Raw genomic sequence first — 24,350 nt, 5'->3', positions numbered from 1 at the left:
CGCCTGGCGTACGTCGTGGAGGTCCCACGCCCTCAAGCCGTTCCGGTGGCCACCGCGCCGCCTCAGACATGAAAAGGCACCGAGGTGATTACGATCTTGCGCAGGGGACGCAGCGCCCGGCGCAGACGCGGGGCGGTCCGGCCGTGCAGGGCGCTGTAGCGCCGACGGCGCATGACGACCTCCGGGAGAATCACGGTGAGCGTGAGGTCGGGCCGCTCGTGGTGGAGCGCCTCGATGTAGTTGACCAGGGGTGCGATGACGGCCCGGTACGGGGAGACGAGCTCCTGGAGGGGCAGATGGTCGCCCCACAACCGCCAGTGGTCCCGGAAGGTTTCGGCCTCCCGGACGCCGGTGCTGACGTGCACGACGAGGACGGGCTGCTCCAGCGAGGCCGCGTAGGCGAGGGCGCGCATACCGGCGCGGTCCAGGGTCTCGATCGGTACGAGGGAGAGATGCCGGATCTCCTCGGGCACCTCTTCCGTCTCCTCCGTCTCCCCCGGCTCCCGGAAAGCCTGCGGGTCCCGGACCTCGCGCCCGTCCTGTCCGTCCGGCGAGCGGGCCGGGCCGCTCAGGTCGGGCAGGTCCGGCGAGCCCTCGACACCCTCGGCCGGTGCCGGTACGCGGGGCGCGATGGTGCGGCGCGGGAGTTCGATCGCGTGCCGTTGGAGCCGTAGCGCCGCCGCGACCCTGTCGTAGTGCCCCCGGATGCGCGTCGTGACGAAGAGGAACAGCGCGACCGCCACGAGCGCGACCCAGGCGCCCTCGGTGAACTTGGTGATGCCCGCCGTGACGAGGACGACCGCGGAGAGCAGACAGCCGACTGCGTTGAACACCAGGCTCTTGCGCCAGTCACGGTCCCTCAGACGCCACCAGTGGACCACCATCCCCGCCTGCGACAGGGTGAACGCCAGGAAGACGCCGACCGCGTACAGGGGGATGAGGGAGGCGGTACGGCCGCCGAACGCCACGTACACCAGCCCCGCCGCGACCGACAGCAGGATGATGCCGTTGCTGAAGGCGAGGCGGTCGCCCATCCGCGCGAAGAGGCGGGGCGCGTGGTCGTCGCGGGCCAGCAGGGACAGCACGCGCGGGAAGTCGTTGTAGGCGGTGTTGGCCGCGAGGAGCAGTACGGCGGCGGTGGCGACCTGCGTGTAGACGTACATCGGGCCGGAGCCGTAACTGCTGTGGGCGAGTTGGGACAGCACCGTCTCGTCGGAGCGCGGCAGGATGCCGTCGAAGTGGACGAGGGCCACGATGCCCGAGAAGAGAACGACGAGGATGCCGATCATCATCGTCAGGGTCGTACGGGCGTTGCGCCACTCGACGGGCTTGAACGCGGGGACCGCGTTCGAGATCGCCTCGATGCCGGTCATCGCGGTGGCGCCGGACGCGAAGGCCCGCATGACGAGGAGGATGCCGAGCCCTTCGGTGGCGCTCACGGGCGGGTCCGGCAGCGGATCGAAGCTCCGGCCGCCGGCGTCGGCGAGGCCGACGGAGATCAGCGCCACCATCGCGATCACGAAGGCGTAGGTGGGCGCGGCGAAGATGGCGCCGGCCTGCCGGATCCCGCGCAGGTTGCAGGCGAGAAGGACGGCGATGGCGGCGACACCGATCAGTACGGAGGAGGAGGCCAGTGACGGCAGGGCGGAGGTGATCGCGGCGACACCGGCGGCGATGGACACCGCGACGGTCAGGATGTAGTCGGTCATCAGCCCCGCGGCGGCGACGAGTCCCGGGACACGCCCCAGGTTGTCGCTGGCGACGATGTACGAGCCGCCGCCGTGCGGATAGGCGCGGATGGTCTGCCGGTACGAGACGCCGATGGCCAGCATCAGGAAGACGATGGTGGCCGCGATGGGGATCGAGTAGCCGATTCCGGCCGTGCCGGCGAGGACGAGGACGGCGAGCATCGCCTCGGGGCCGTACGCGACGGAGGAGAGCGCGTCGGCGGAGAGCACCGGCAGGGCGACCAGCTTGCGCATGCGCTCGCGGGCGATGGCCGTGCTGGCGAGCGCGGGGCCCAGCAGCAGACGTCGCAGACGGTAGAGCGACTCGGACCCGCCGACGATGCGCGGAGGTCCTTCGTCCGCGGTGTCCGGGGGAGGGAGCCGGGACGGCGGAGTGCCCAGCGCCGTGGGACCGAACGGGGAGACCGGGACGAACCGGCCGAAGCGGGCGGGAGTGATCTGGGCCGGTGCGGGGAGAGCGCCCAGGTCCGGGTCCACCGGCAGTGCGCGCCGCCATACGTCGCGGCCGGCGGAGACCCGTTGCCATTCACGCCCCACGCCGCGCAGCACGTCCAACTGCTGCGCGTCGAGTGCCCGGAGGGGGGCGCTGCCCGGTACCGCCGCACTCCGCGTGCTCTTTGCGTTCGAGGTATTACCGTGAGTGCCCGACATGCGGCAAGTGTCGCGGAACGCACCACGTCCGGGCGGGAGTGACGCCGCGAGGTTCCGGGGCGTCAGTGCCGACGCGTGGTGCGGTGGCGGGTCCGGGCCGGGCCCTCAGCTACCGGTCACGCCCGGGGCCGATGCCGGAGCCGTCGCGCTCAGGGCTTGCCGCGGTGGATCCAGTGGGCCCGGCGCTGATGCCGGAGAGCCGGCGGCGTCGGGGTCCGCGACCGGTCCGTCGGCTGTACGGGCTGCGCGGGCGCCTCCTGGGCGGGCGTGCGCTCGGCGGGGCGCTGGAGGGTGTCGAGGGCGTAGTTCGTGGTGGCGATGCAGTTCACGAGCTGCTCCTCGGTGAACTCCTCCGACCCCGGCACATGCGGGACGAACCCGATCAGAGCGCCCTCGTTGACGATCTCCGCGTCAAGTCCCGCCGCCCCGTCCATGTCCCAGAGCGCCTCGATCTTGTCGTCGAGGACGACCCGGATGCCGAACTCGTAAACACCGGCGTGCACCAGATGCGCCATGACACCGCGATCACGGAGCTCGGCGGTCATGCGCTCGGCGCGATCCGCGTCCATACGGAGCACCTCTTCACCTACGACGTTCCTGGGCCCGGTGGACCCACTGGGGGTCCTGGAGCCCTCGTCCTTTCAACGTTACCGCTCCCCGCGGCGGTACGCCGAGCCCGCGCGCGCCCTCCGCGCCGCCTCCGCGACCGCCCGTTCCCACCCGGCGTACGCCCGTATCGACGCCGGGGGCGGTCCGATCAGGGGGCCCTGTGATCAGTGGGCCCAGGGATGGGTCCTGAGGCCCTGCGCCTGGGCCCCGATCGCTCCTTACTCTCCAGCCCCAACAAGTGAACCTGTCACGGCTTGAACGAGGAGCTCGGATGAACGGCAATGAACACCGTCACGGAGCGCGCGGGCACGCCGAGGCGGGCCAGGGCGGTGTCGAGTACGTGGCGATGATCGGCGTCGTCGCCGCCGTCGTCGCGGGAATCGTCGCGCTGACCGTCCCCACCGACACGGCCGTGGGGCTTCAGGACGCGGTGTGCCGGATCGTCAACGCGGGCGACGGCGACCAGGGCTGTGACTCCGGAGGCGGCGGCACGGGCGACGACGGAGGTGGCGGCGGGGACGGGGATATACCCGAGGGTCCGCCGGGCGACCCCTTCCAGCCCGCGAAATGCCTGCTCTCCCAGGATCAGACCAAGACGACGGTCGTCGTCCAGATCCTCTTCATCAAGATCAGCGGCTCGGAGCAGGTCAAGCTCCAGCAGTGGTCGGACGGCACCGTCACCCTGGAACGGATCACCGAGTCCGGAGGCGGCGTCACCGGCAGCATCTCCGCCGGCATCCCCGGTCTGAAGGACTGGGGCGGCAGCGCGTCGCTCAGCGGCAGTTACATGAGGGGCAGCGGCAGCGGCGGCCAGTGGCTGTTCAACGGCAACAAGACCGGCGACCCGCAGAAGGACCTGGAACTCAACCTTGAGGACGCCAAGCAGTTCACCGAGTATCTGAAGGCGCAGGACGAGTGCAACTCGCGCCCGGCGGGGCCGCGCTCCTCCGAACTGGGCATGATCTGCGGCTATCACGCGAACAAGAAGAAGCCCGACCTGCCGCCGGAGAAGGCGCCGGACGTCGACATCACCAAGACCAGCACGGAGGCGGCGGGCAGCGTCAGCTTCGGCAAGTCCTTCACGAAGGGCAAGGGCGGCAAGGACAAGGACGGCAAGCCGACCGACCTCGGCAACATATCCGGTGAGTTCGGATCCGGCACCATGACCGAGGACGTCGTGGTGATGCGCGCCAACACCGGCCCGGACGCGGGCAAGATCACCTTCATCTACACCTTCAGCGTCGACGCCAAGGGCGGCGAGATCGCCCAGGGCAAGGCCACCCGGATGCAGCAGGTCGCCGTGACGTACGACGCGGCCACCTACGACCAGGAGGAGAAGGACGGCAAGGAGCACCGCCCGGAGAAGCTGGTCATCACCACCAGCCAGGAGAACGGCGAAGGGGCGGGCGTACAGGCCGGAGCCGGCACCAACGTCCCCGGCACACCCGTCACCATCGATGTCGGCGGCGGTGGCGGCACCATCAACTCCAAGATCCACACCGAGTCGGCGGAGCTGGTCCTCGACAACGACGGCGACAGCAAGCTGGTGGAGGACTGGCTGCGGGGCCGCGGTGACTTCCCCGCCAGCGACGCCCTGCCGACCCCCTCGGAGGCGGCGGAGGCACCGGACAGCGACGCGGGACCGCTGGAGCGCCTCCTGCACGACAAGGCCAAGCTGAGCAGGCTCGACTACAACGCCAACACCGACTGGTGGAACGCCTCGCTCGGCATCGGGTTCGGAATCTCCGCCGGTCAGGTGACACTCGGCTTCAAGCTCTTCGGCATCGACATCACGCACGAGGAGAAGAACCAGACGATCACCGGCGACCCCACGTACGCCACCGGACCGAAGAACGGCGGCGCCCGGCCGTGGGTGGAGTGGAAGAACTGCACGCAGACGAAGCCCATCGCCTAGGGCCCCTCCGCTGGCACCGGCTCTAGGGCCGGTACCAGCGCCTGCGGCGCAGGTAGGTGGTCAGAAAGACGGCGATGAACACCACGGGGAACGACCCCCCGAAGCCCAGCGCGAGCAGGTTCTCGGAGACGTCGTCGAAGACATCGGTGGAGAGTCCCAGCCCCAGGAACACGCCGCCCAGAACGGGAAAGGCGCCCAGGGACACGGTGCAGGCGAGCTGACCCGGCGTCAGACCGTACTGGAGGTCGACGATCTCCTTCGTCACCCTGCCCGCGATCCTCGCCTCGACCTCGGGCACGGGCTCCCAGTCCTCGCCCCGCCACCGCAGCCACATCTCCCGCAGCGCCCCCACCTCCTCATGGAGCGCCCGGGTCGACCCCAGCGTCTTCTCGTCGACGCGGGGAAGGGCGAGGCGGCGCCCGTCCCGGAGGTAGAGGTGGACGACCTGCTGGGGCAGGTTGGGCTCGGCGTTCGGGATCTTCTCGATCCGGAAGCCCTGGATGTCGGCCCAGGCGATCTCCCTGTTCCTGAACGCCCCGTGGACCACGATGTGTTCGTGGTCCACGACGGTCCCGTACTTCGGGAGCGTCTTGATCAGCCGCACCACGGGGACGGCCAGAAGTACGACGACGAGTACGCCGGTCCAGGCGGGGGCCTCCCAGGCGTACAGGAACACGAACGCCACGCCCGCCGTCACCAGTCCGGCCGGTACGAGGACGAACGCCGCCAACGTGCCGCTGCTGTGCCTGCTGTACTCCCGCGCGTGCGGGCTGTCGGTCGTCATCGGTCCACTCCCCCGTACGCGATCACCTCACGGACCGCTCCCACCGTCGCCCCCGGGCCCGCCCGCCGGCCGGCAACCCGACGGGGCGGCTGTCCAGCATAGGGCGGAGGGGGCCCCGGCCTCCGTGCCGCCTGCGTCCAAGTCGGCGGCCGATGGGTAATGCTGACGGTCTGACAGCCGGAGAGCCGGACAGCCCGACGGGCTCAGGGGCTCAGGGTCCGACGGAACGAGGCGAGGAGCGGTGTGGTGCGGGAGACGGACGTGATCGTCGTCGGCGCGGGCGCGGCCGGTCTCTCCCTCGCGTACCGGCTCTGCGCCCCTCCCCCCGGCCACCCCGTTCCCGACGTGACACTGATCGACGCGCCCGCCGGGCCGCTGAGACCGCCGGAGCGGACCTGGTGCTTCTGGGAGTCCTCCCCCGGCGACTTCGACGGCGCGCTGACCGCCGCGTGGGAGTCGCTGCGGGTACGTGGGCGGGACGGCGCCCCGACCGTCGGGCGGCCCGCTCCGTTCCGCTACAAGATGCTGCGGTCCGGCTCCTTCGAGTCCCTGCTGGCCGAGCGGCTTGAGGGGCCCGGTTCGCCGCGCCGCGTCGTGGCCCGCGTCGACGGGGTCAGGGATCTGGCGTCCGGCCCCGGCGCCGAGGTGACGGGGGTCGCCGCCGACGGAAGCGCGCTGGCGCTCCGGGGCCGCTGGGTGTTCGACTCGCGTCCGCCGCACGCCCTGCCGCCCGCGCGGACGACGCTGCTCCAGCATTTCCGCGGCTGGTTCGTCCGGACCGACCGGCCGGTGTTCGATCCGGCCACCGCCGATCTGATGGACTTCCGGACCCCGCAGCCGGCTCATGGACTGTCCTTCGGATACGTCCTGCCGACGAGCGAGTACGAGGCGCTGGTGGAGTACACCGAGTTCTCCCGCGCGGTGCTGGACGACGCCGGCTACGCCCGGGCGCTCAGGCACTACACCGAGCGGGTCCTCGGTCTCGGCCGCTTCGAGGTGACCGCGTCCGAGCAGGGCGTCATCCCGATGACCGACGGTCGCTTCCCGCGCCGCGCGGGCCGTTCGGTGTTTCGTGTCGGAACCGCGGGCGGCGCCACCCGCCCGTCGACCGGCTACACCTTCGCCGCCGTGCAGCGGCAGGCGCGGGCCGTCGCCGCCGCGTACCACGCCGGGCGGGTCCCCGAGCCGCCGCCCGCCTATCCGGCGCGGGCCAGGGCGATGGACGCCGTTCTGCTACGAGGGCTGGACAGCGGCCGGGTGGACGGCGCCGAATTCTTCGAGGGCCTGTTCCGGCGCGTGCCGATGGAGCGGCTGCTGCGCTTCCTGGACGGCGACACCCGGCCGTACGAGGACTTCACGATCGGCCTGCGCACCCCGGTCGGTCCGATGCTGCGTACCGTCGCCGAGCTGCCGTGGCTCCTGAGACGGCGGCCCGCGCGCCTGTAAGACGTCGTTGCGAGACGCCCCTGCAAGACGGACAGGGCCGGGGCCGAGACCGAAGAGACCCGCCGAACAGATGCGACCGAAGGGAAAGAGCCGTCAGATGACGCTCCTGCACGACGCGGAACTCTCCGCCGCGTTCGACCACGCCGCACTCGCCTACGACCGGCTGGTCGCCGTCAATCCCGGCTACCACGCCCATCTCAGACGCTCCGCCCGGCGCCTGCGGCTGCCCCGTGGCGGCGCCGGGCTCCGGCTGCTCGACCTGGGCTGCGGGACCGGCGCGTCGACCGCCGCGCTGCTGGCCGCCGCCCCGCGCGCCGAGATCGTCGCGGTCGACGCGTCGGCCGGGATGCTGGAGCGGGCCGCCGCCAAAGAGTGGCCCGCCGGGGTCTCGTTCGTGCACGCGCCCGTGGAGCGGCTGGCGGGGGCGGGCGTCACGGGACCGTTCGACGCGGTCTTCGCCGCGTACCTCTTCCGGAACGTCACCGACCCGGACCGTACGCTCGCCCTCGTGCGGTCCCTGCTCGCGCCCCGCGGCCGGATCGGGGTGCACGAGTACGCGCTCGGCGGGCGCGCCGTGGACCGCGCCGTCTGGACCGCCGTGTGCAAGGGCGTCGTCCTCCCGGCCGGGCGGCTCGCCGGTGACGGGGACCTCTACCGTCATCTGTGGCGCAGCGTCGTCGAGTTCGACAGCGCGTCGGCCTTCGGCGACCGGCTGCGCCGCGCCGGCTTCGCGGATGTGCGGGTGCTGCCGATGCCGGGCTGGCAGACGGGCATCGCGCACACCTTCGTGGGCCGCCGGGACGCGCGGTGACGGGCCGGCACCTGACGGGTCGGGGCGACCGGGGGGTCCCCCGCCGGGGCAGGGACCGGCGCGCCCGGGTGGTGCGCCCGGCGCCGGGGCGGGACCGGTTCGGCGGCGACGCACCGGACGTCGCGGTCGTCGGCGGCGGTATCGCGGGCCTCGCCGCCGCGACCGCGCTCGCGGAGCGCGGGACGCGCGTGACGCTGTACGAGCGCGAGCCGCGCCTCGGTGGACGGCTGACGGGTTGGCCGGTGACGCTGACCGACGGCTCGGCGGCCACCATGAGCCGGGGCTTCCATGCGTTCTTCCGCCAGTACTACAACCTCCGGGGCCTGCTCCGGCGGGCCGATCCGGGCCTCCGCGCGCTGAGGGCCCTGCCGGACTACCCGCTGCTGCACGCCGGCGGCGCGTACGACAGCTTCGCGCGGGTGCCACGCACCCCGCCGCTGAGCGCCCTGGGATTCGTCGCCCTCAGCCCCACGTTCGGATGGCGGGACCTCGGCCGGATGGATCCGACGGCCGCGCTGCCGCTTCTCGACGTGCGGGTGCCCGAGGTGTACGAGGAGTTGGACAAGGTCAGCGCGGAGGACTTCCTGTCCCGGATCGGCTTCCCGGAGGCGGCGCGGCATCTGGCGTTCGAGGTCTTCTCCCGCAGCTTCTTCTGCGATCCGGCCGAACTGTCCGCCGCCGAGCTGGTGTTGATGTTCCACATCTACTTCATGGGATCGAGCGAGGGCCTGCTCTTCGACGTGCCGAACGACCCCTTCCCCGCCGCCTTGTGGGAACCGCTGGGCTCGTATCTCGCCGGGCACGGCGTCGAGTCGCGTACGGGGAGTGCGGTGGAGGAGGTGGCACCGGCGGCCGACGGTGGAGTGACGGTGACGGCGGACGGGCGGCCACGGCGGTACGACGCCGTGGTCCTCGCGCTGGACAGCGGCGGGCTGCGCCAGGTGGTCGCCGATTCGCCCCGGTTGTGCGACGCGCGGTGGCGGGCGCGGATCGGGCGGCTGCGCGACGCCCCGCCGTTCCTGGTGTCCCGGCTCTGGCTGGACCGGCCGGTGGCCGCGGACCGGCCCGGATTCCTCGGTACCAGTGGGTTCGGCGGGCTCGACAACGTGAGTGTGCTGGACCGCTGGGAGGGCGAGGCGGCGAGATGGGCGGCCCGGACCGGTGGGTCGGTGGTCGAACTGCACGCGTACGCCGTCGCTCCCGGCGCGGACCGGGACCTCCAACAGAAGCTGCTGGTCGAGCAGTTGCACCGGGTGTATCCGGAGACACGGGACGCGGGGACCGTCGACGCGCGGCACGAGTGGCGGTCGGACTGTCCGCTGTTCCCGGTGGGCGGTTACGGCGACCGCCCCACCGTACGCACGCCGGACCCGGACGTCGTGGTGGCGGGGGATCTCGTCCGTACGGACCTGCCGGTCGCGCTCATGGAACGCGCCGCGACCACGGGCTTCCTGGCGGCCAACGCGCTGCTGGAGCGGTGGGGCGTACGCGGTCAGACGCTGTGGACCGTACCGGACAGGGGGCGTTCGGCGGGCCTGCGCGCGCTCGTCAGGCTGGCCCGGCGCTGACCCGCGGGGGCCCGGACGGGGCCTGCGGGGAGGGTCACCCGCCGTACCGCGCGCATTCGCTGTTGTCCCCGCCGCTGCGGCAGCCCACCGGTCCGGACGGTGCGGGGACGGGCCGGTTCCGCTCGTCCTCGTGGGACTGGAGGGCGGCTCCGGCGAAGAACCCGAAAGCGATGAGCGCGGCCATCACGCCCTGGCTCACCGCGGTCACGGTCGCCCGCGCCCGGGACGCGACGACGGCGGCCACGAATGCCACCAGACCGACTCCGCCGAGGGCGGGCAGATAACGCCAGAGGGACACCGGCTCGATGTCCGTGGCCGGGTCCAGGTCGAAGTGGTCGAAGAACGGCCACAGAAGGACGATCACGGCCACGGCGATCAGTTCGAGGAAGACCAGTGCGCAGGAGGCTCCCACGTCGGGGCCCCGCTCCGTACGCCGCTTCACCGGGGTGTCGAAGGCCGGGGGCGCGACGGGCAGCTCGCTCATGTCGAACACACTGCCGGGTGGGGCCGCGCGGCCGCATGAGTACGGATACCCAGAAGGCGTCCCGCCGACGGACCCCGCTGGTCCGCCCGCCTGTTCGGGTGACGGTGGGTCGTACGATCTGCCCATGACCGAGGCCGGGAAGCACTGGACCGTACGGCATTTCTCGCAGGCGAACCCGGCGGGCCCGGGCTGCGACAGCGTTCCGGCCCTGCTGCGACGGCTGGCCGACAGCATCGAGGCGCTGGGCCCGGTGGAGATACAGGACGTCGTGATCTCCTCGGAGACGACCGAGCACGGCCTCTGGCGCTCGGGGACGGTCTACTTCCATCTCCCGGAGGACGGCTAAGCGCAGGCTCCGGGCCGTGTCCGGCGGAACGCCCGGGCCGGGCCCGGAACGCCCGGGTCCCTGCGTCGTCGGACTCGTCCGCGTACACCCCGAGCGAGCCCCAGCCTCCGCCTTGCGACGCACCGCACCGCGAGGCCCCGGGCTGATCCGCGAGGATCCGCCGGACAGCCCCTAGCCGGGAAAGCGGCCCGTGCTGCGCAGGTGCCAGCGGCGTTCCGCGTACGCGAGATCGTCGCGCCACAGGCGTCCCGCCACCGCGCGCATCAGTGGGCGCAGCGCGGGGGCGGCGGCGCGGGCGGCGCCGAAGCCCGGTCGGTCGGAGGCGGCGACGACCGCCTCCACGACGGCGGTTCGCGGCCGGCCGCGGTCGTCGTGGCCGAGGGGCGTGGCATGGGTCTCCACGACGGAGCCCTGCCCCTCGCCCTCCGTGATGCGCATGACGACCGTGCGCGGCTCCGGCGCGGTGAAGACGGCGCGCACCGGCACCACCGCCCGTCCCGCCACCTTGAAGGAGACGTCGACGGCGAAGCCGTCACCCGCGTCGTCGCCTACCTCGTCCCGTTCGTCGCCCCCGTCCCCCGGAGTCGACAGGACCGTCAGATCCACGAAGGAGTACGGGTGCAGCCAGGCGCCGTGCCAGGGGTCGAGCCGGTTGGCCACCACGTCCTCGGGCTCGCACACGCCGAAGCCGGTGTAGACGGCGGCGACCGATCCGGCCACCTCGGGCCGGGGCGGGACGACGGGGCGGTCCAACGGGCTCTCACCGCCGGCCCGGTCGAGCCGTACCCAGGCCAACACCCCGTCGTCGTGGGCCGGGTAGGGCTCCCACCCCGCGAACGGCCCGCCGTCCAGGGCGAGTCCGTGCCAGTGGCAGATGAGCGTGCCGCAGTGCACCCGGCTGTCCTTGAGGGGCGCGCCGAGGTGGGGGCATGCGCCGGGGCCGGCCACCAGTTCTCCCGACCCGTCGCGCCACACGACCAGTTCGACGCCCGCGACGGTCCGCCCGAGCGGGCGGCCGGGGCGTACGTCCCGGGAGGCGCCGATCACATACCAATTGCCGGACGGCCGGGCGAGCGCGCGCCGCAGCGCGGCGGCGATGAGGCCGGGCCGGGCCTCGCGCCAACTGGGCCGCTGGTGCTCCCAGTTGACGGCGCGCCGACGCAGTCGCAGCGGAAACCGCCCCCGCCGTCCGCCGCGCATGGGTTGAGCGCTCACGCCACCTCCTCGCGCACGGCGCCCGGACGCGGCCGTGCCGGTCGTACGCCGGTGGGCGCCACCGGCGGGCCGGACACCCGCGCGACGGCTCTCGTCCGGGCCGCCGCCACCCGTACCAGCCCGTCGACGGCCACGGCCGCCCGCCGCCTGCGCGGCACGACGGAGCGGCGGTGCAGTACGGCGTACCCGTCATCGGCGACCGCGTCCAGGATCGCCCCGTACAGGACGAACGCGGCACGGATGCACGGCCGGGACAGCGGGTCGAGCATGCCGAGTCCCGGCGCCGCCTGGCGGTAGACACCACGGGTCAGGGCGACGGCGGCCCGCATCGAGGCGGTGATCCGCCGGTCGCGGGCGCCGGTGGTACGGCTCCACTCCAGCAGGTCGCGGTCGACGTCGTCCGCGGCAAGCAGGTCGGCGGGCAGATAGATCCGGCCGCGGTCGAGGTCCTCACCGACGTCGCGTACGAAGTTGGTCAGCTGGAAGGCGACGCCGAGTGCGGCGGCGTGCGGGGCGGCCTCCTCGCGGGGGACGACGGTGCCGAGCACGGGCATCATCTGGAGACCGATCACGGCGGCCGAGCCGTACATGTAGCCGTAGAGGTCGTCGTAGGTGGCGTAGTCGGTGACCGTGAGGTCGCTGCGCATGGAGGCCATGAAGGCGGTGAACAGCCGGTGGTCGATTCCGTAGCTCGCCGCGGTGTGGGCGAGCGCCGCGACCACCGGTTCGCGGCTGCGGCCCGAGCGCAGCCCGTCCGCCAACCGGGCCTGGAGTACGTCCAGTTGGCCGGCCCGCTCGGCAGCGGTCGTGGCGGGGTGTTCGAGGTCGTCGACGATGTCGTCGGCCCAGCGGGCGAAGCCGTAGAGGGCGTGCACGGCGGGGCGGCGTTCGACGGGCAGGAGTCGGGTGGCGAGGAAGTAGGTCTTGCCGTGGCGGGCGTTGAGCCGGCGGCAGCGGGCGTAGGCGTCGCGCAGGCGGGGGTCGGCGATGCCGGCGGCGTCGAGTTCGCGTGCGGTCATACGGACCGGCCTTTCGGTACGCGGACGGGTCCCCGGCCACCGGGGCCGTTCCCGGTGACGCGGGCGGCGGCGAGCTTGCCGGAGATCAGGACGGTGGGGACGCCGACTCCCGGGGTGGTGCCGCAGCCGGCGAGAACGGCGTTGGTGGTGCCGCGGACCAGGTTGCGCGGGCGGAAGGGGCCGGTCTGCCCGAAGGTGTGGGCGGCGGAGAACGGAGTGCCCGCCGCGTGTCCGTCCGCGGCCCAGTCGGCCGGTGTGACCAGGCACTCCTCCTCGATGGCGGCGCCGAGTCCGTCCAGGCCCCGGCGTTCGAGCTCGGCGAGGAGGCCGGCGCGGTAGCGGGGGCCGAGGTCCGCCCACTCCCGGACGCCGGGTCCTACAAGGGTGTTGGGGCAGGGCGCCAGGATGTAGTGGAGGTGGCGGCCCGGTGGGGCGAGGGAGGGGTCGGTGGCCGTGGGGCGGGTGATGAGCAGTGAGGGGTCGCTCATGAGTCTCCCGGTGTGGGTGAGTTCCCTGAATGTGCCCTTCCAGGCCTCTCCGAAGGAGAGGGTGTGGTGGCCGAGCCCGGGCCAGGTGCGGTCGGTGCCCGCGTGCAGCACCACCGCGGACGGTGAGAACCGCAGGGGGACCGTGCGGCGGGGCCGTCTGCCGAGCAGGCGGTAGGTGACGGGCAGGTCGGGGGTGAGGACGACCGCGTCGCAGGGGATGCGTACCTGGTCGGCGCCCCGGCCGGTGATGACGGCGGTGACTCGTTCGCCCGATCCCTTGTGGGATCCCGCTCCGGCTCCGGCGCCCGACCGCTCCAGCCGCGTGACGTCGTGTCCGTAACGGAAGTCGGCGCCCGCGTCGGCCGCCGCCCGCGCCATGGCCCGGGGCAGGGCGTGCATGCCGCCACGCGGGAAGTAGACCCCGGCCACGGTGTCCATGTAGGCGATGACGGCGTACGCGGCCAGTGCCTTGGCGGGCGGGACTCCCGCGTACAGGGCCTGGAAGGAGAAGACGCGGCGCAGTCGTTCGTCCGAGAGGAACGAGCCGACGCGGGCGTCGAGCCGGCCGAAGCCGCCGAGGGCCGCGAGACGGACGAGGTCGGGGTGGAGCAGACTCAGCGGCGAGTCGAAGTTGGCGTCGATGAAGCGCCGCATCTGTACCGCGTACAGCTTCTCCAGCCAGCGGCGCAGCCGCCGGTACCCGTCGGCCTCCCGGGCACCTGCGAAGCGCTCGACCTCGGCCTCCATCGCCTCGCCACCGGTGTGGACGTCGAGCTCGCCGCCGTCGGCGAACCGCGCGCGGTAGGCGGGGTGCAGGGGGACGAGGTCGAGCCGGTCGGCGAGGCTGTCGCCGACGGCGGCGAAGGCCTCGTCGACGAGGTCGGGCATGGTGAGGACGGTGGGGCCGGTATCGATCCGGTAGCCACCGCGTTCGAGACACCCGGCCCGGCCGCCGGGCCCGCTGCCGCGCTCCACGACGGTGACGGCGCGCCCGGCGCCGAGCAGATGAAGCGCCGCGCCGAGCCCGGCCAGCCCGGCGCCGACCACGACGACGTGGTCGGTGGGTCCGTCGAGGCTCTTCATGGGCGGCTCCCCCGGTGGACGGCGGCGATCGGCGCGCGGGGGCGGACGAGTTCTTCTGCGGAGGGGCGTGCCCCGGTGCCGCTGCCGCGCATCGCGTCTCCTCTCCCTCGCGTCGGATCCTCGCGTCGGACGGCTGTGTTCACCGTTCAACCGGTGCTGTCCGGCGTGCTCGTGGCGCCTCACTCCATCACGGGCACCCGCCGCGCGTCCGTCAGCCGCGTCACCCGTACACCTCTTCGGGTGACGGGCCACGGGCGAGCGTCCCCCGGCCGGGTGTCGTCCCTGCGGGGGAAGCGTGCGCCGATGCCCCACCGGTGCCGTGTCCCGGCGCGCCGTCGCGCGGGCCGGTCACCCCGTGGGCCTATAGATACCCCTGACGGCCCGACGGACGGAACCCCGGGCACAAGTGAGTCTCATGCAGCGGAAGGACCTCCATGACCGTCTCGGTCGTCCTGTTCACCAGCGACCTGCGTCTGCACGACAACCCCACGCTGCGCGCCGCGCTCGCGGCCGCCGACGAGGTGGTGCCGCTCTTCGTCGTCGACGAGGCCATCGCGTCGGCCGGGTTCGCCACGCCCAACAGGCGGGCGTTCCTCGCCGACTGTCTGGCCGATCTCGACGCGGGTCTCCGGGAGCGCGGCGGCCGGCTCGTCGTACGCGGCGGCGACGTGGTGGAGCGGACCCGGGAGGTCGCCGCCGAGGCGGGCGCGGACGAGGTGCGGACGGCCGGGGGCGTCAGCGCCTACGCCCAACGGCGCGAGGAACGGCTGCGGCGCGCGCTGGAGTCCGACGGCCGCCGCCTGCGTGTCCACGACGCGACGCTCACCGCGCTCCCGCCGGGGGCTGTCACTCCGGGAGGCTCCGATCACTTCGCGGTCTTCACCCCGTACTTCCGCCGCTGGTCGCGGGAGCGCCCGCGCGACGTGCTCGCGGCGCCCCGGACGGTGCGGGTGCCCGCCGGGATCGGCTCCGACCGGGTCCCGGCGCGCGCGGACGTCCGGGGGGTGTCGGAAGGACTCGCCGAGGGCGGCGAGACGGCGGGCCGGAAGCGGTTCGCGGCTTGGAGCCGCTCCGGTCTCGCCTCGTACGAGGACGGCCAGAACGATCTCGCCGGTGACCTGACCTCCCGGCTCTCGCCGCACCTGCACTTCGGCACGCTCTCCCCCACCGAACTCGTCGCGCGGGCGCGCCGGAAGGGCGGCGCCGGCGCCGAGGCGTTCGTACGTCAGCTGTGCTGGCGGGACTTCCACCACCAGGTGCTCGCGGCCCGGCCGGACGCCTCCGTGGCCGACTACCGCGCCAGAGACGACCGTTGGCGCTCGGAGGAGTCCGCCGGCGCGGAGATCGAGGCGTGGAAGGCGGGCCGTACGGGCTATCCCGTGGTGGACGCCGCGATGCGTCAGCTGCGCCACGAGGGATGGATGCACAACCGGGGGCGGCTGCTGACCGCCAGCTTCCTCACCAAGACGCTGTACGTGGACTGGCGGGTCGGCGCGCGCCACTTCCTTGAGCTGCTGGTGGACGGTGACATCGCCAACAACCAGCTCAACTGGCAGTGGATGGCGGGCACCGGCACGGACTCGCGCCCCAACCGGGTGCTCAACCCCGTGATCCAGGGCAGGCGTTACGACCCGGAGGGACGCTACGTACGCCGCTGGGTACCGGAGTTGAGGGGGCTCGCGGGCGCGGCCGTCCACGAGCCGTGGCGGCTCCCGGCGCGTGAACGGGCCGCGTACGACTACCCGGACCCGCTCGTGGAACTGGCCGAGGGACGCGACCGGTTCCTGCGGGCGCGCGGCAAGGACTGAGCCGGCCGCGCCCTCCCCCTAGGGAGCGACCGGGACCGGGCGGGCGGACGGTGACAGATACACGCGGCAGTCGCTCAGACCCGGCAGGTCCGGGATCGGTTCGACGCGCCAGCCGCGTGCGTACGCCGGTGGTGCGGCCCCTCCCGCCACCACGAACGCCACCGGCCGCTCACGCGCCAGGGCCACGAGTCGGGCGGGGGTGATGCTCCCGTCGTGGCCGCCGGTCTGCCGTGACGCGCACCCGGCGCGGAAGGCGACCCTGATCGCCTCGGTACCACTGATCACACACGGCGGTGTCACACCCTCCCGGGCCAGCACGGCCGCCGCGCCGCTCAACTTGACCCGGTCGGCGCGGCTGCGTTCGGCCCGGTCGGCGACCACGGAGCCTTGGACCCACAGATGCGCGACCGCGGCCGTCACGAGCAGCGCCACGACGAGTCGGCGGGGCCGCGCCGTACGGACGAGCCAGACCAGGAACAGGGCGGTGGGCAGGGCGAACAGCGCGTACACGGGGAGCAGGAAGCGCGGCGCGGCGTACCCGATCAGCAGCAGGTACTGCACGGCCATCGACAGACCGACCAGTGTCGGCACCAGCACGAGCGGCAGCCGTCGCAGCCGCCCGGCGACCAGCAGCCCGCCGAGGGTGAGCAGCGGCAGCGCGAACCACCAGATCGCGGTGGCCGGCCGTCGCCACCGGATGTCGCAGGGGCGGCAGAGCAACCGCCCGTCGAGCGAGCGCATGTGGTCGCCGAAGACGAGGTGCCAGCCCAGGTGCCCCTGGATCTCGCTGGCGCGCGCGAGCCGGGTGAAGAGCCCGCCGTAACTGACGTACGCCTCGATGACCCACTCCGCGCAGCCGATCACCCCGCCTGCGGCGAGCGCACTCAACAGGGCCCAGCGGCGCCACCGTGGGACGGCGAGGGCGACGAGTGCGAGGGGCGCGCTGAGCCAGAAGGCGTCGGTGGGGCGCATGAGCGCGACGAAGGCCACGGCGACGCCGAGACCGACGAGGGCCGTGCGGTCGGTCCGGTCGAGCGCGGCCCTGACGAAGAAGCCGACGGCGCAGAGGCAGCCGAGGGCGACCCAGAGGTTCGGCATGACCTGCGGCCCGTAGAAGAGCGTGATCCAGAGCCCGGCGAACAGGGCGCCGGCGAGGGCGAGTACGGGGGCGGGAAGCAGCCGTCGCCATACGCCGAGGGCGAGGAGGAGACCCGCGCCCGAGAGCAACGCCAGATAGACGCGGAGCACTTCGACGGAGGAGGTGAGCGAGGTCACCGGGGCGATGAGGAAGGTGATGCCCCGCGCGCGGGGGGCGCTGAAGAACGCGGTGTCGGAGGGGGCGCGGCTGACTTGGCTGGTGTACACGGTCTCGTCCCAGCCGAGCCCGGATCCCGGTACGAGGACGACGAGTTGAACAATCGTGTACACGCTCGCGACGACCGCCAGCCACAGGAGACCGCCGTCGGCCGTCCAGTCCCGGCGGGCCGGGCGGCTCGTCTCTCGCAGGCCGGTCGCGACGGCCTTGGTCTGTGTCATGGCCCAAAGCTGCCTGGCCTGGCCCTACCGGGCCGACGGGACACGCCACGAGACGAATATTAAGAAATCGCATCTAAAGCATACGATTCACTCGATGGGGGCGTATCCATATGTCCCCGGCTCGCCCGACGACGAGACCGGCCGGCCGGACCGGGCCGACACGGCTTCGCTCCGGGTGGGAAACATCCCTTTCATCCAGTGAGGACGCCGTGACCGTGACGCAGCGCACCACGCGAGGGTTCTCGGTCGGATATCTCGGCGCGGCCGTCGTCTTCGCCATCGGCATGCTGGGTACGACGCTGCCGACACCGTTGTACGGGCTCTACCGCGAGGAGCTCCACTTCTCCGAGTTCATGGTGACGGTGGTCTTCGCCGTCTACGCCTTCGGAGTCATCGCGGTCCTGCTGCTGCTCGGCGACTTCTCCGACCGGATCGGCCGCCGGCCCGTCCTGTTCATCGGGCTCGGGCTCTCCGTCGCCAGCGCCGTGTGCTTCCTGTCGGAGGGCGGGCTGCCGCTGCTGTTCGCGGGGCGTCTGCTGTCGGGCTTCGCGGCCGGGCTGTTCAGCGGCGCGGCCACCGCCACCGTGATGGACCTGGCCCCGGCGGGCCGGGAGGCGCGCGCGGGGCTGGCCGCCACGGCGGCGAACATGGGCGGTCTGGGCTGCGGCCCGCTGCTCGCGGGGCTGCTCGCGGAGTACGCGCCCCTGCCGCTGCGGCTGCCGTTCGCGGCGGCCCTGGGGCTGGCGCTCGTGGGGATGGTGCTGACGTGGTTCCTGCCGGAGCCGGTCGAGCACCGGACCCGGCGGCCGGGGCTGCGTCCGCGGGGGCTGAGGGTACCGCCGCAGGTGCGTGGAATCTTCGCGCCGGCGGCACTGGCCGCGTTCGCCGGCTTCGCCCTGCTCGGCCTCTGTACGGCGGTGTCCCCGACGTTCGTCGGAACGACCCTGGGCGAGCCCAATCTGGCAGTGGCGGGCGCCGTCGTGTTCTCCGTCTTCCTGGCCTCCACCGTCGGACAGTCCCAGATGGGCCGGGTGGGCGCGCCCAGGGCGCTGCCGGGCGGCAGCCTGGTGCTGGTGGCGGGGCTCGTACTCGTGGGCGTCTCGCTGTTCGTGGAGTCGCTGGCACTGCTGGTGGTCGGTGTGATCTGCGGCGGGCTGGGTCAGGGGCTGGCGTTCCGCGCCGCCATCACGTTGATCGGCGCGGCGGCGCCGCAGGAGTCGCGCGGCGGCACGATCTCGGCGTTCTTCGTCGTCGCGTACATCGGCATCTCCCTGCCGGTGATCGGGATCGGCGCGCTGACGCTGGTGCTGAACCTGCGCGTCGTGGGCCTGGTCTTCACCGGGTGTGTGGCGGTGCTGGCGGCCTGTGTCGGGCTGTACGAGCTCCGCGAACTTCGGGGTCGGCGGAGCTCGGCCACGGCGTCGGACGGCTGAGGGAGAAGGCCGCCGCACAGGGCGGCGGTCTACCGTACGCGCGCCGCTCCGACGTAGAAGCCGCTCTCCTCGTTCGCCGGCGCGGGGGTGTCCTTGTACCACTCGGGGGCCCGCACCAGACCGGGATCCACCAGGTCGAGTCCCTCGAAGAACCGCTCGACCTCGGCCCGTGTCCGGGGCCGCAGATTGATGCCGCCGGACCGGTAGGTGCCGGTGATCTTCTTGGCCTGCTCGGGGTCCAGGAAGTCCGCGGTGCCGTGCGAGATGATCAGAAGGCTGCCCGACGGCAGGGCGTCGACGAGGGTCCGGGTGATGCCGTACGGATCGTCCTCGTCCCCGATGAAGTGCAGCACCGCGACGAGGGACAGGGCGACCGGCCGGTCGAAGTCCAGGGAAAGGCGGGCGTGTTCGAGGATCTCCAGCGGCCGGCGCAGGTCGGTGTGGACGTACTTGGTGGTTCCTTGGGGCGTGCTCACCAGCAGGGCCTCGGCGTGCCGGAGAACGATCGGGTCGTTGTCCGCGTACACGATCCGTGCGGCCGGGACGGTCTTCTGCACGATCTGGTGCAGGTTCGGCTCGGTCGGTATCCCGGTGCCGATGTCGAGGAACTGCTCGACACCGCTCCTGGCGGCCCATGCCACCGCGCGCTGCATGAACTCCCGGTTGATCTGCGCCCCGCGCTGCGCACCCTTGGCCAGTTTCTCCGCCAGCTCCCGGTCGACCGGGTAGTTGTCCTTGCCGCCCAGGAAGTAGTCGTACACGCGGGCGGGGTGGGGTTTGCTGGTGTCGATCTGGGGCTTGGGGGTGCCTGATGTCATGCGCGGGATTATGTCACCGGTGGGAGACCTCCGACGACCGGGCGACTCCCGCCCACGGTGAGCCCAACTCACCTGAAGGGCAGGCATGTTCGGGGTCGTGGGCGATCAGCTGACGGACAGTCGGTAGACCTGTCGCGAGCCGCCCTCCGGGCCGGGGTCGGTCGCCTCGGCGGGGCTGAAGCCCAGCCGCTCGTAGAAGATCCGGGCGCCGCTGACGACGGCTCCGGGATGGTCGGCGCCGAAGGTGACCACCTCGACGGTGCCGGGGCCCGTGACGAACCGCTTCATCGCGTCGGCCATCAACGCACCGCCGACGCCCCGCCCGCGCGCCCGCTCGGAGACGACGAGCCAGTGGACGTGGAAGGCAGGCGCGTCCGCGCCGAACAACAGCCCGCCGAGCGGCGCCGGCTCCCCGGGTCCCTCCGGGTCGACCGCGACAAGGGCCTTCCCGGCGCGGATGTGCTCGACGACCGCCGCGGTGAAGCCGGGATCGTCGACCATGGGGCCGAACCAGTGCTCGACCTGGGCGGCCAGCCCGAGGAAGCCGGACAGGTCTTCGGCTCGCGCGAGTCTTACGATCATCGGACCATTCTGGCATCCGAGAGCCCGGGCGAGGCGCGACGCCGTCTTCGTCGACGCACGGTGATGAGCGCGTTCGTCCCACCCTCGCGGGCGGGGCGTGAAACCGTACGGGAGTGAGCACCTTCCTACCGCTTCCCGCGACCGCCACCTGGGCGCACGAGCACGCGCGCCGGGGCTTCGAGGTCGTGTACTTCCGACCCTCGGGCGACGGGCATCACCTCGTCGGGTGCACCACGGCCGTCGAGGACGGCCGGACCTGGACGGTGGACTACGACATCACGCTGGACGCCGACTGGGTGACCCGCCGGGCCGTCGTCACCGGGCGGTCCGACGAAGGGACCCGCTCGACCGTGCTCCAGGCCGACGGCATGGGCCACTGGCAGGTGGACGGAGCGGCGGCACCGTATCTCGACGGGTGTCTGGACGTCGATCTGGAGTCCTCGGCGATGACCAACACCCTTCCCGTGCACCGTTTCCGACTGGCCGTCGGGGAGGCGGCAGAGGCCCCGGCCGCGTACGTACGCGCGCTCGGCCTCGCCGTCGACCGGCTGGAGCAGGACTACCGGCGCGTCGACGACGAGGGGGCTCGGCAGTGCTACGACTACTCGGCCGCCGCCTTCGACTTCCGCTGCCGGCTGGTCTACGACGAGGCCGGTCTCGTGCTCTCGTACCCGGGGATCGCGACCCGCGCCGCGTAGCTCCGCACCGCGCCGCGCGTCATCGGAGCGGGAACTCCACGCCGTGCTCGCTCTCCGGCCGCGTACCGAAGACGCGCCGCTCGCCCTCCTCGATCCGCAGGTCGTTGATGCTGGCCTCGCGGCGGCGCATCAGCCCGTTCTCGTCGAACTCCCACAGCTCGTTCCCGTAGCTGCGCCACCACTGGCCGCCGCTGTCGCGGCACTCGTACTGGAACCGCACCGCGATGCGGTCGCCCTCGAAGGCCCAGAGGTTCTTGCGCAGCGCGTAGTCGAGCTCGCGCGACCACTTGTCGGTCAGGAACTCGACGATCGCGGGGCGGCCGGTGACGAACGTGTCGCGGTTGCGCCAGACGGAGTCGACGGTGTACGCGCCCGCGACACGCTCCGGGTCCCGGGTGTTCCAGGCGTCCTCGGCGGCCTGCACCTTCTTCAGTGCGGCGGCGCGGTCGAAAGGCGGTACGGGCGGGCGGACGGTCATGGGCCATCTCCTGAGAACGGTCATTCTCTGACTCGCTGGTAGTCTAGAAAACGATCGTTCTCTACGTCAACGCGCCGCGCCCCAGTGAGGTTTCGTGTCCCCCGTCCCCAACTCAGACGATCCGCTCCGGGAGGTCCGGGAGCGGTTGCTCGACGCCGCCGAGCGGGTGTTCTACGCGCACGGTATCCAGGCTGTCGGCATGGACCGCCTCCGTACGGTGTCCGGCGTCCCGCTCAAGCGCATCTACCAGCTCTACTCCCGCAAGGACGAGGTGGTCCGCGCGTTCCTGCGGCGGCGCCACGACCGGATGATGGGCACGCTCGCGGGGTACGTCGCCGGCGCGGACGGCCCGGAGCAGCGGGTGTACGCGCTGTTCGACTGGCTGTACGACTGGTTCGGCGAGCCGGACTTCCGGGGCTGCGCGTGGATGAACGCCTACGGCGAACTGGGGCCGGCCAACGCCGCCGTCACGGCGGAGGTGCACCGGCACAAGGACGCGTTCCGGGAGTTGGTGACCGGCACGGTGCGCGAGGCGGGGTATCCGGCCGTCGTGGCGGACGCCGTCTATCTCCTGGTGGAGGGCGCGGTCGTCGCCGCGCAGTTGCGGAAGGACACCGGGCCCGCCCAGGAGGCCCGGCGGGGCGCGGAGATCCTGCTGCGGGCGGCACCGGGCCCGCCCGGGAGGACCATGGCCGGATCCGGTCCGGACGCGCGCCGGGAGGCGGCCGATACCGGCCACCTCCCGGGGAGTTGAGAGCCGTCAGTAGAGGGAAAGGCCGTACCTGGCCAGCAGGTCCACGACCGGCTGGTAGTAGGTGACGCCGCCCGAGGAGCAGTTTCCGCTGCTGGCGATGATGATGCCCAGGGCGGTGGTTCCGGAGAACGCGGGGGCGCCCACCTCGCCGCGGTCGGAGCAGATGTTGGAGCTGAACAGTCCGTTGATCGTGCCTTCGGGGTAGTGCACCGAGACGTTCACGGCCGTGACCGTTCCACAGCGGACTCCGGTCACGGGGCCCGCGTGGCAGAGGGACTGGCCGATCACCGGGCGCGCGGCACGGGTGATGTCCTGCGCGCCGCCGGGGCCGAGTGTGACCTCTCCGGGGTAGACCACCGACGTATTCGTGTAGCGGATGACCGCGTTGTCCGGGGACGGGAAGCCCGCTCCGGCGGTGACGCCGACGAGGACGCTCCTGGCGGCGTCGGCGTACCAGTTGGTGGCGCCCGCCACGCAGCGGCCGTCCATCAGACCGTAGTGGGTGCTGCCGCTCCGGGCGTTGAACCCCACGGTGCAGCGGGTGCCGATGCCGCTGTAGAGAGTGGAACCGCCGCGGATCTCGACCGCCCTGCCGTCGGCGGGAGTTGGGGCGGTGGCGGCCGGAGCGGCCGACTCCTGCGCGTACGCCGTCGATCCGGTGGCGGTGAACCAGCCCAGCAGCAGGGTCAGTGCCGCCACGGCCGAAGCGGCTGAGCGGAACAGTCTGCGCGAAGGTCTCTCGGTGCGGTACGGACTCATGTGCCCTCCCCGTTATCCCGGTCATGACATGTCATGGGCCTGCCATTGTGGTGTCGCGGGGAGGGTCGCGTCAGTCCTAAAGAGGCCATTCGGCCGCGATCAGGCCGCCGATTCCAGGTCGAGGAGTACGGACTTGGCAGCGGGCCCGCCCGCGTAACCGCCGAGCGTTCCGTCGGCCCGCAGCACACGGTGGCAGGGGACGACGACGGGGAGCGGGTTGGTCGCGCAGGCCGTACCGACGGCGCGGACCGCCTTCGGATTGCCGACGAGCCGGGCGACCTCTCCGTAGCTCAGCGTCCGGCCGTAGGAGATCTCCGGGAGGTGACGCTGCACCAGCTGCCGGAATCCGTGGGAGAGCGAGAGGTCCAGGGGCAGATCGAACGTCCTGCGCTCCCCGCTGAAGTACTGGTCGAGTTCACGGGCCGCGCCGTCGAGCCGCTTGGGGGCGCGCAGCACCCGGGGGCTCAGCGTGGCCGCGAGGCCCTCCAGGACCTTGTCGTGGTCCTGGTTGGTGAAGGCCACGCGGACGAGGCCCTTCTCCGTGGCGGCGAGCAGGAGGGGGCCGACGGGGCTGTCGACGACGGTGTACGCGACGTCCAGCAGGCCGTCGCGCGTGGCCGCGTCCTCCAGCCTGGTGTGCAGCCGGGCGAGGGTCTCGGCGTCGGCGGTGTCGTCGGCGCGGTCGAGGAGGGTGTGGAGGTCCTGGGCGGCGGTGGGGTCCTTCATGGTCGTGCTCCTTTCAGGACGGGATCCGGGGCGGGGTCGGGGTCGGGGTCCGGCTCAGGTTCGGGCGTTGGTTTCGGCCCAGGGTCCGGATCGGGGTCCGCGAGTCTGGTTCTCAGTGCCTTGATGCCGTCCGACGCGGCGCGGCGCGCCGCCTCGGGGGTGCCGCCGACGATCTCGGCGACCTCGCGATAGGGCAGTCCGGCGACGTGGTGGTACGCCACCGCCTGCCGCTGTTTCTCGGGGAGCGCCTTGACGGCCCCCCAGAGATCGCGGTCGCTCTCGCCGGGCAGTCCGAGCGCCGAGGGCCGCTCGGGCAGCTCCGCGACGGGGACGGCGCGGCGCTGTCCCGCGCGGGTGATGTCGATGGCCTTGCGGTGGGCGATGGTCACCAGCCACGCCTCCACGTTGGCATCGTCCGGCAGGTCCGGGTAGGCGCGCATCGCCGCGAGGAACGTCTCCGACCAGGCGTCGTCGGCGTCGTGGACACCGACCACCGCCCGGCACACGCGCAGGACGGTGGCCGCGTGCTCCTCGACCACCCGCTCGAAAGGCTTCTTCATGTCCATCATTCTGTAGACGTCCGAGCCGTGT

Annotated in this window: 23 protein-coding genes; 9 read left to right on the top strand and 14 right to left on the bottom strand. The window is 72.5% G+C overall.

Annotation, left to right across the window (positions count from 1 at the left end; genetic code table 11):
- Positions 1 to 62 precede the first annotated feature (62 nt).
- Positions 63 to 2,399: an APC family permease gene (locus ACFWU9_RS06485; RefSeq protein WP_384315253.1), complete on the bottom strand. Its 2,337-nt coding sequence runs from the start codon at positions 2,397 to 2,399 to the stop codon at positions 63 to 65.
- 149 nt (positions 2,400 to 2,548) lie between these two features.
- A complete protein-coding gene (locus ACFWU9_RS06480) occupies positions 2,549 to 2,968 on the bottom strand; it encodes a hypothetical protein (RefSeq protein ID WP_384315252.1) in 420 nt (139 codons plus the stop codon).
- A gap of 311 nt (positions 2,969 to 3,279) precedes the next feature.
- Between ACFWU9_RS06480 and ACFWU9_RS06475 the strand changes: the two genes are divergently transcribed.
- Positions 3,280 to 4,923 carry a hypothetical protein gene (locus ACFWU9_RS06475; protein ID WP_384315251.1) on the top strand — a complete coding sequence of 548 codons (1,644 nt, stop codon included), beginning with the start codon at positions 3,280 to 3,282 and terminating at the stop codon, positions 4,921 to 4,923.
- Positions 4,924 to 4,945: 22 nt separating this feature from the next.
- On the opposite strand, the gene ACFWU9_RS06470 is transcribed toward ACFWU9_RS06475, so the two are convergent.
- Entirely contained in the window at positions 4,946 to 5,707 is a 762-nt protein-coding gene (locus ACFWU9_RS06470) for a PH domain-containing protein (protein WP_384315250.1), read from the bottom strand.
- A 246-nt stretch (positions 5,708 to 5,953) separates the two neighbouring features.
- Between ACFWU9_RS06470 and ACFWU9_RS06465 the strand changes: the two genes are divergently transcribed.
- The 3 genes from ACFWU9_RS06465 (at position 5,954) to ACFWU9_RS06455 (ending at position 9,532) form a co-directional block, all read left to right on the top strand.
- Complete coding sequence (locus ACFWU9_RS06465; protein WP_384315249.1) at positions 5,954 to 7,153, top strand: lycopene cyclase family protein; 1,200 nt, start codon at positions 5,954 to 5,956, stop codon at positions 7,151 to 7,153.
- Positions 7,154 to 7,250: 97 nt separating this feature from the next.
- Positions 7,251 to 7,964 carry a class I SAM-dependent methyltransferase gene (locus ACFWU9_RS06460; protein ID WP_384315248.1) on the top strand — a complete coding sequence of 238 codons (714 nt, stop codon included), beginning with the start codon at positions 7,251 to 7,253 and terminating at the stop codon, positions 7,962 to 7,964.
- A 68-nt stretch (positions 7,965 to 8,032) separates the two neighbouring features.
- Positions 8,033 to 9,532, top strand: a complete 1,500-nt coding sequence (locus tag ACFWU9_RS06455) for an FAD-dependent oxidoreductase (RefSeq protein WP_384315247.1) — start codon at positions 8,033 to 8,035, stop codon at positions 9,530 to 9,532.
- Between the two features lie 34 nt (positions 9,533 to 9,566).
- Here ACFWU9_RS06455 and ACFWU9_RS06450 read toward each other — a convergent pair whose 3' ends face one another.
- Positions 9,567 to 10,016, bottom strand: coding sequence for a DUF6234 family protein (locus tag ACFWU9_RS06450; RefSeq protein ID WP_384315246.1), 450 nt, complete (start codon positions 10,014 to 10,016; stop codon positions 9,567 to 9,569).
- A 124-nt stretch (positions 10,017 to 10,140) separates the two neighbouring features.
- On the opposite strand from ACFWU9_RS06450, the gene ACFWU9_RS06445 reads away from it, so the two are divergent.
- On the top strand, positions 10,141 to 10,362 hold the full coding sequence (locus ACFWU9_RS06445) for a hypothetical protein (protein WP_384315245.1): 222 nt from the start codon (positions 10,141 to 10,143) through the stop codon (positions 10,360 to 10,362).
- A gap of 171 nt (positions 10,363 to 10,533) precedes the next feature.
- Here ACFWU9_RS06445 and ACFWU9_RS06440 read toward each other — a convergent pair whose 3' ends face one another.
- The 3 genes from ACFWU9_RS06440 to crtI are packed head-to-tail and all read right to left on the bottom strand — an operon-like array spanning position 10,534 to position 14,167.
- Positions 10,534 to 11,562, bottom strand: a complete 1,029-nt coding sequence (locus tag ACFWU9_RS06440; protein ID WP_384315354.1) for a DUF5914 domain-containing protein — start codon at positions 11,560 to 11,562, stop codon at positions 10,534 to 10,536.
- Positions 11,563 to 11,573: 11 nt separating this feature from the next.
- Complete coding sequence (locus ACFWU9_RS06435; RefSeq protein WP_384315244.1) at positions 11,574 to 12,596, bottom strand: phytoene/squalene synthase family protein; 1,023 nt, start codon at positions 12,594 to 12,596, stop codon at positions 11,574 to 11,576.
- Positions 12,593 to 14,167: a phytoene desaturase family protein gene (crtI, locus tag ACFWU9_RS06430; RefSeq protein WP_384315243.1), complete on the bottom strand. Its 1,575-nt coding sequence runs from the start codon at positions 14,165 to 14,167 to the stop codon at positions 12,593 to 12,595. The genes ACFWU9_RS06435 and crtI overlap by 4 nt, the downstream gene beginning before the upstream one ends.
- Positions 14,168 to 14,601: 434 nt before the next feature.
- Here crtI and ACFWU9_RS06425 point away from each other — a divergent pair, with 434 nt between their 5' ends.
- Positions 14,602 to 15,975 carry a cryptochrome/photolyase family protein gene (locus tag ACFWU9_RS06425; RefSeq protein WP_384315242.1) on the top strand — a complete coding sequence of 458 codons (1,374 nt, stop codon included), beginning with the start codon at positions 14,602 to 14,604 and terminating at the stop codon, positions 15,973 to 15,975.
- A gap of 18 nt (positions 15,976 to 15,993) precedes the next feature.
- On the opposite strand, the gene ACFWU9_RS06420 is transcribed toward ACFWU9_RS06425, so the two are convergent.
- On the bottom strand, positions 15,994 to 17,511 hold the full coding sequence (locus ACFWU9_RS06420) for a hypothetical protein (protein WP_384315241.1): 1,518 nt from the start codon (positions 17,509 to 17,511) through the stop codon (positions 15,994 to 15,996).
- 215 nt (positions 17,512 to 17,726) lie between these two features.
- On the opposite strand from ACFWU9_RS06420, the gene ACFWU9_RS06415 reads away from it, so the two are divergent.
- Positions 17,727 to 18,944 carry an MFS transporter gene (locus tag ACFWU9_RS06415; RefSeq protein ID WP_384315240.1) on the top strand — a complete coding sequence of 406 codons (1,218 nt, stop codon included), beginning with the start codon at positions 17,727 to 17,729 and terminating at the stop codon, positions 18,942 to 18,944.
- A 29-nt stretch (positions 18,945 to 18,973) separates the two neighbouring features.
- Here ACFWU9_RS06415 and ACFWU9_RS06410 read toward each other — a convergent pair whose 3' ends face one another.
- Both ACFWU9_RS06410 and ACFWU9_RS06405 read right to left on the bottom strand, forming a co-directional pair.
- A complete protein-coding gene (locus tag ACFWU9_RS06410; RefSeq protein WP_384315239.1) occupies positions 18,974 to 19,762 on the bottom strand; it encodes an SAM-dependent methyltransferase in 789 nt (262 codons plus the stop codon).
- Positions 19,763 to 19,867: 105 nt separating this feature from the next.
- Positions 19,868 to 20,344 carry a GNAT family N-acetyltransferase gene (locus tag ACFWU9_RS06405; RefSeq protein ID WP_384315238.1) on the bottom strand — a complete coding sequence of 159 codons (477 nt, stop codon included), beginning with the start codon at positions 20,342 to 20,344 and terminating at the stop codon, positions 19,868 to 19,870.
- 113 nt (positions 20,345 to 20,457) lie between these two features.
- Here ACFWU9_RS06405 and ACFWU9_RS06400 point away from each other — a divergent pair, with 113 nt between their 5' ends.
- Positions 20,458 to 21,042, top strand: a complete 585-nt coding sequence (locus ACFWU9_RS06400) for a putative glycolipid-binding domain-containing protein (protein ID WP_384315237.1) — start codon at positions 20,458 to 20,460, stop codon at positions 21,040 to 21,042.
- A 19-nt stretch (positions 21,043 to 21,061) separates the two neighbouring features.
- Here the strand turns inward: ACFWU9_RS06400 and ACFWU9_RS06395 are convergent, their stop codons facing one another.
- Entirely contained in the window at positions 21,062 to 21,520 is a 459-nt protein-coding gene (locus ACFWU9_RS06395; protein WP_384315236.1) for a nuclear transport factor 2 family protein, read from the bottom strand.
- 94 nt (positions 21,521 to 21,614) lie between these two features.
- Here ACFWU9_RS06395 and ACFWU9_RS06390 point away from each other — a divergent pair, with 94 nt between their 5' ends.
- Positions 21,615 to 22,274, top strand: coding sequence for a TetR/AcrR family transcriptional regulator (locus ACFWU9_RS06390; protein WP_384315235.1), 660 nt, complete (start codon positions 21,615 to 21,617; stop codon positions 22,272 to 22,274).
- A 6-nt stretch (positions 22,275 to 22,280) separates the two neighbouring features.
- Here ACFWU9_RS06390 and ACFWU9_RS06385 read toward each other — a convergent pair whose 3' ends face one another.
- From ACFWU9_RS06385 to ACFWU9_RS06375, 3 genes are all read right to left on the bottom strand, one after another.
- Complete coding sequence (locus ACFWU9_RS06385; protein WP_384315234.1) at positions 22,281 to 22,973, bottom strand: S1 family peptidase; 693 nt, start codon at positions 22,971 to 22,973, stop codon at positions 22,281 to 22,283.
- 159 nt (positions 22,974 to 23,132) lie between these two features.
- Entirely contained in the window at positions 23,133 to 23,759 is a 627-nt protein-coding gene (locus tag ACFWU9_RS06380; RefSeq protein ID WP_384315233.1) for a methylated-DNA--[protein]-cysteine S-methyltransferase, read from the bottom strand.
- Positions 23,756 to 24,319 (bottom strand): RNA polymerase sigma factor, encoded by a 564-nt coding sequence (locus ACFWU9_RS06375; RefSeq protein WP_384315232.1) that lies wholly within the window; start codon positions 24,317 to 24,319, stop codon positions 23,756 to 23,758. The genes ACFWU9_RS06380 and ACFWU9_RS06375 overlap by 4 nt, the downstream gene beginning before the upstream one ends.
- Positions 24,320 to 24,350: the final 31 nt, after the last annotated feature.

The sequence above is a fragment of the Streptomyces sp. NPDC058653 genome, from assembly GCF_042716895.1.
In the GTDB taxonomy this organism is placed as follows: Bacteria; Actinomycetota; Actinomycetes; order Streptomycetales; family Streptomycetaceae; genus Streptomyces.
This window is presented reverse-complemented; position numbering and strand designations above follow the sequence as displayed.

What these genes read in the sequence shown, in the direction of transcription:
- ACFWU9_RS06460 (WP_384315248.1), top strand. Translation starts at nt 7,251, where the DNA reads ATGACGCTCCTGCACGACGCGGAACTCTCCGCCGCGTTCGACCACGCC.
- ACFWU9_RS06375 (WP_384315232.1), bottom strand. Translation starts at nt 24,319, where the DNA reads ATGAAGAAGCCTTTCGAGCGGGTGGTCGAGGAGCACGCGGCCACCGTC.
- ACFWU9_RS06475 (WP_384315251.1), top strand. Translation starts at nt 3,280, where the DNA reads ATGAACGGCAATGAACACCGTCACGGAGCGCGCGGGCACGCCGAGGCG.
- ACFWU9_RS06485 (WP_384315253.1), bottom strand. Translation starts at nt 2,399, where the DNA reads ATGTCGGGCACTCACGGTAATACCTCGAACGCAAAGAGCACGCGGAGT.
- ACFWU9_RS06450 (WP_384315246.1), bottom strand. Translation starts at nt 10,016, where the DNA reads ATGAGCGAGCTGCCCGTCGCGCCCCCGGCCTTCGACACCCCGGTGAAG.
- ACFWU9_RS06425 (WP_384315242.1), top strand. Translation starts at nt 14,602, where the DNA reads ATGACCGTCTCGGTCGTCCTGTTCACCAGCGACCTGCGTCTGCACGAC.
- crtI (WP_384315243.1), bottom strand. Translation starts at nt 14,167, where the DNA reads ATGAAGAGCCTCGACGGACCCACCGACCACGTCGTCGTGGTCGGCGCC.
- ACFWU9_RS06435 (WP_384315244.1), bottom strand. Translation starts at nt 12,596, where the DNA reads ATGACCGCACGCGAACTCGACGCCGCCGGCATCGCCGACCCCCGCCTG.
- ACFWU9_RS06405 (WP_384315238.1), bottom strand. Translation starts at nt 20,344, where the DNA reads ATGATCGTAAGACTCGCGCGAGCCGAAGACCTGTCCGGCTTCCTCGGG.
- ACFWU9_RS06410 (WP_384315239.1), bottom strand. Translation starts at nt 19,762, where the DNA reads ATGACATCAGGCACCCCCAAGCCCCAGATCGACACCAGCAAACCCCAC.
- ACFWU9_RS06420 (WP_384315241.1), bottom strand. Translation starts at nt 17,511, where the DNA reads ATGACACAGACCAAGGCCGTCGCGACCGGCCTGCGAGAGACGAGCCGC.
- ACFWU9_RS06440 (WP_384315354.1), bottom strand. Translation starts at nt 11,562, where the DNA reads ATGCGCGGCGGACGGCGGGGGCGGTTTCCGCTGCGACTGCGTCGGCGC.
- ACFWU9_RS06395 (WP_384315236.1), bottom strand. Translation starts at nt 21,520, where the DNA reads ATGACCGTCCGCCCGCCCGTACCGCCTTTCGACCGCGCCGCCGCACTG.
- ACFWU9_RS06470 (WP_384315250.1), bottom strand. Translation starts at nt 5,707, where the DNA reads ATGACGACCGACAGCCCGCACGCGCGGGAGTACAGCAGGCACAGCAGC.
- ACFWU9_RS06380 (WP_384315233.1), bottom strand. Translation starts at nt 23,759, where the DNA reads ATGAAGGACCCCACCGCCGCCCAGGACCTCCACACCCTCCTCGACCGC.
- ACFWU9_RS06445 (WP_384315245.1), top strand. Translation starts at nt 10,141, where the DNA reads ATGACCGAGGCCGGGAAGCACTGGACCGTACGGCATTTCTCGCAGGCG.
- ACFWU9_RS06480 (WP_384315252.1), bottom strand. Translation starts at nt 2,968, where the DNA reads ATGGACGCGGATCGCGCCGAGCGCATGACCGCCGAGCTCCGTGATCGC.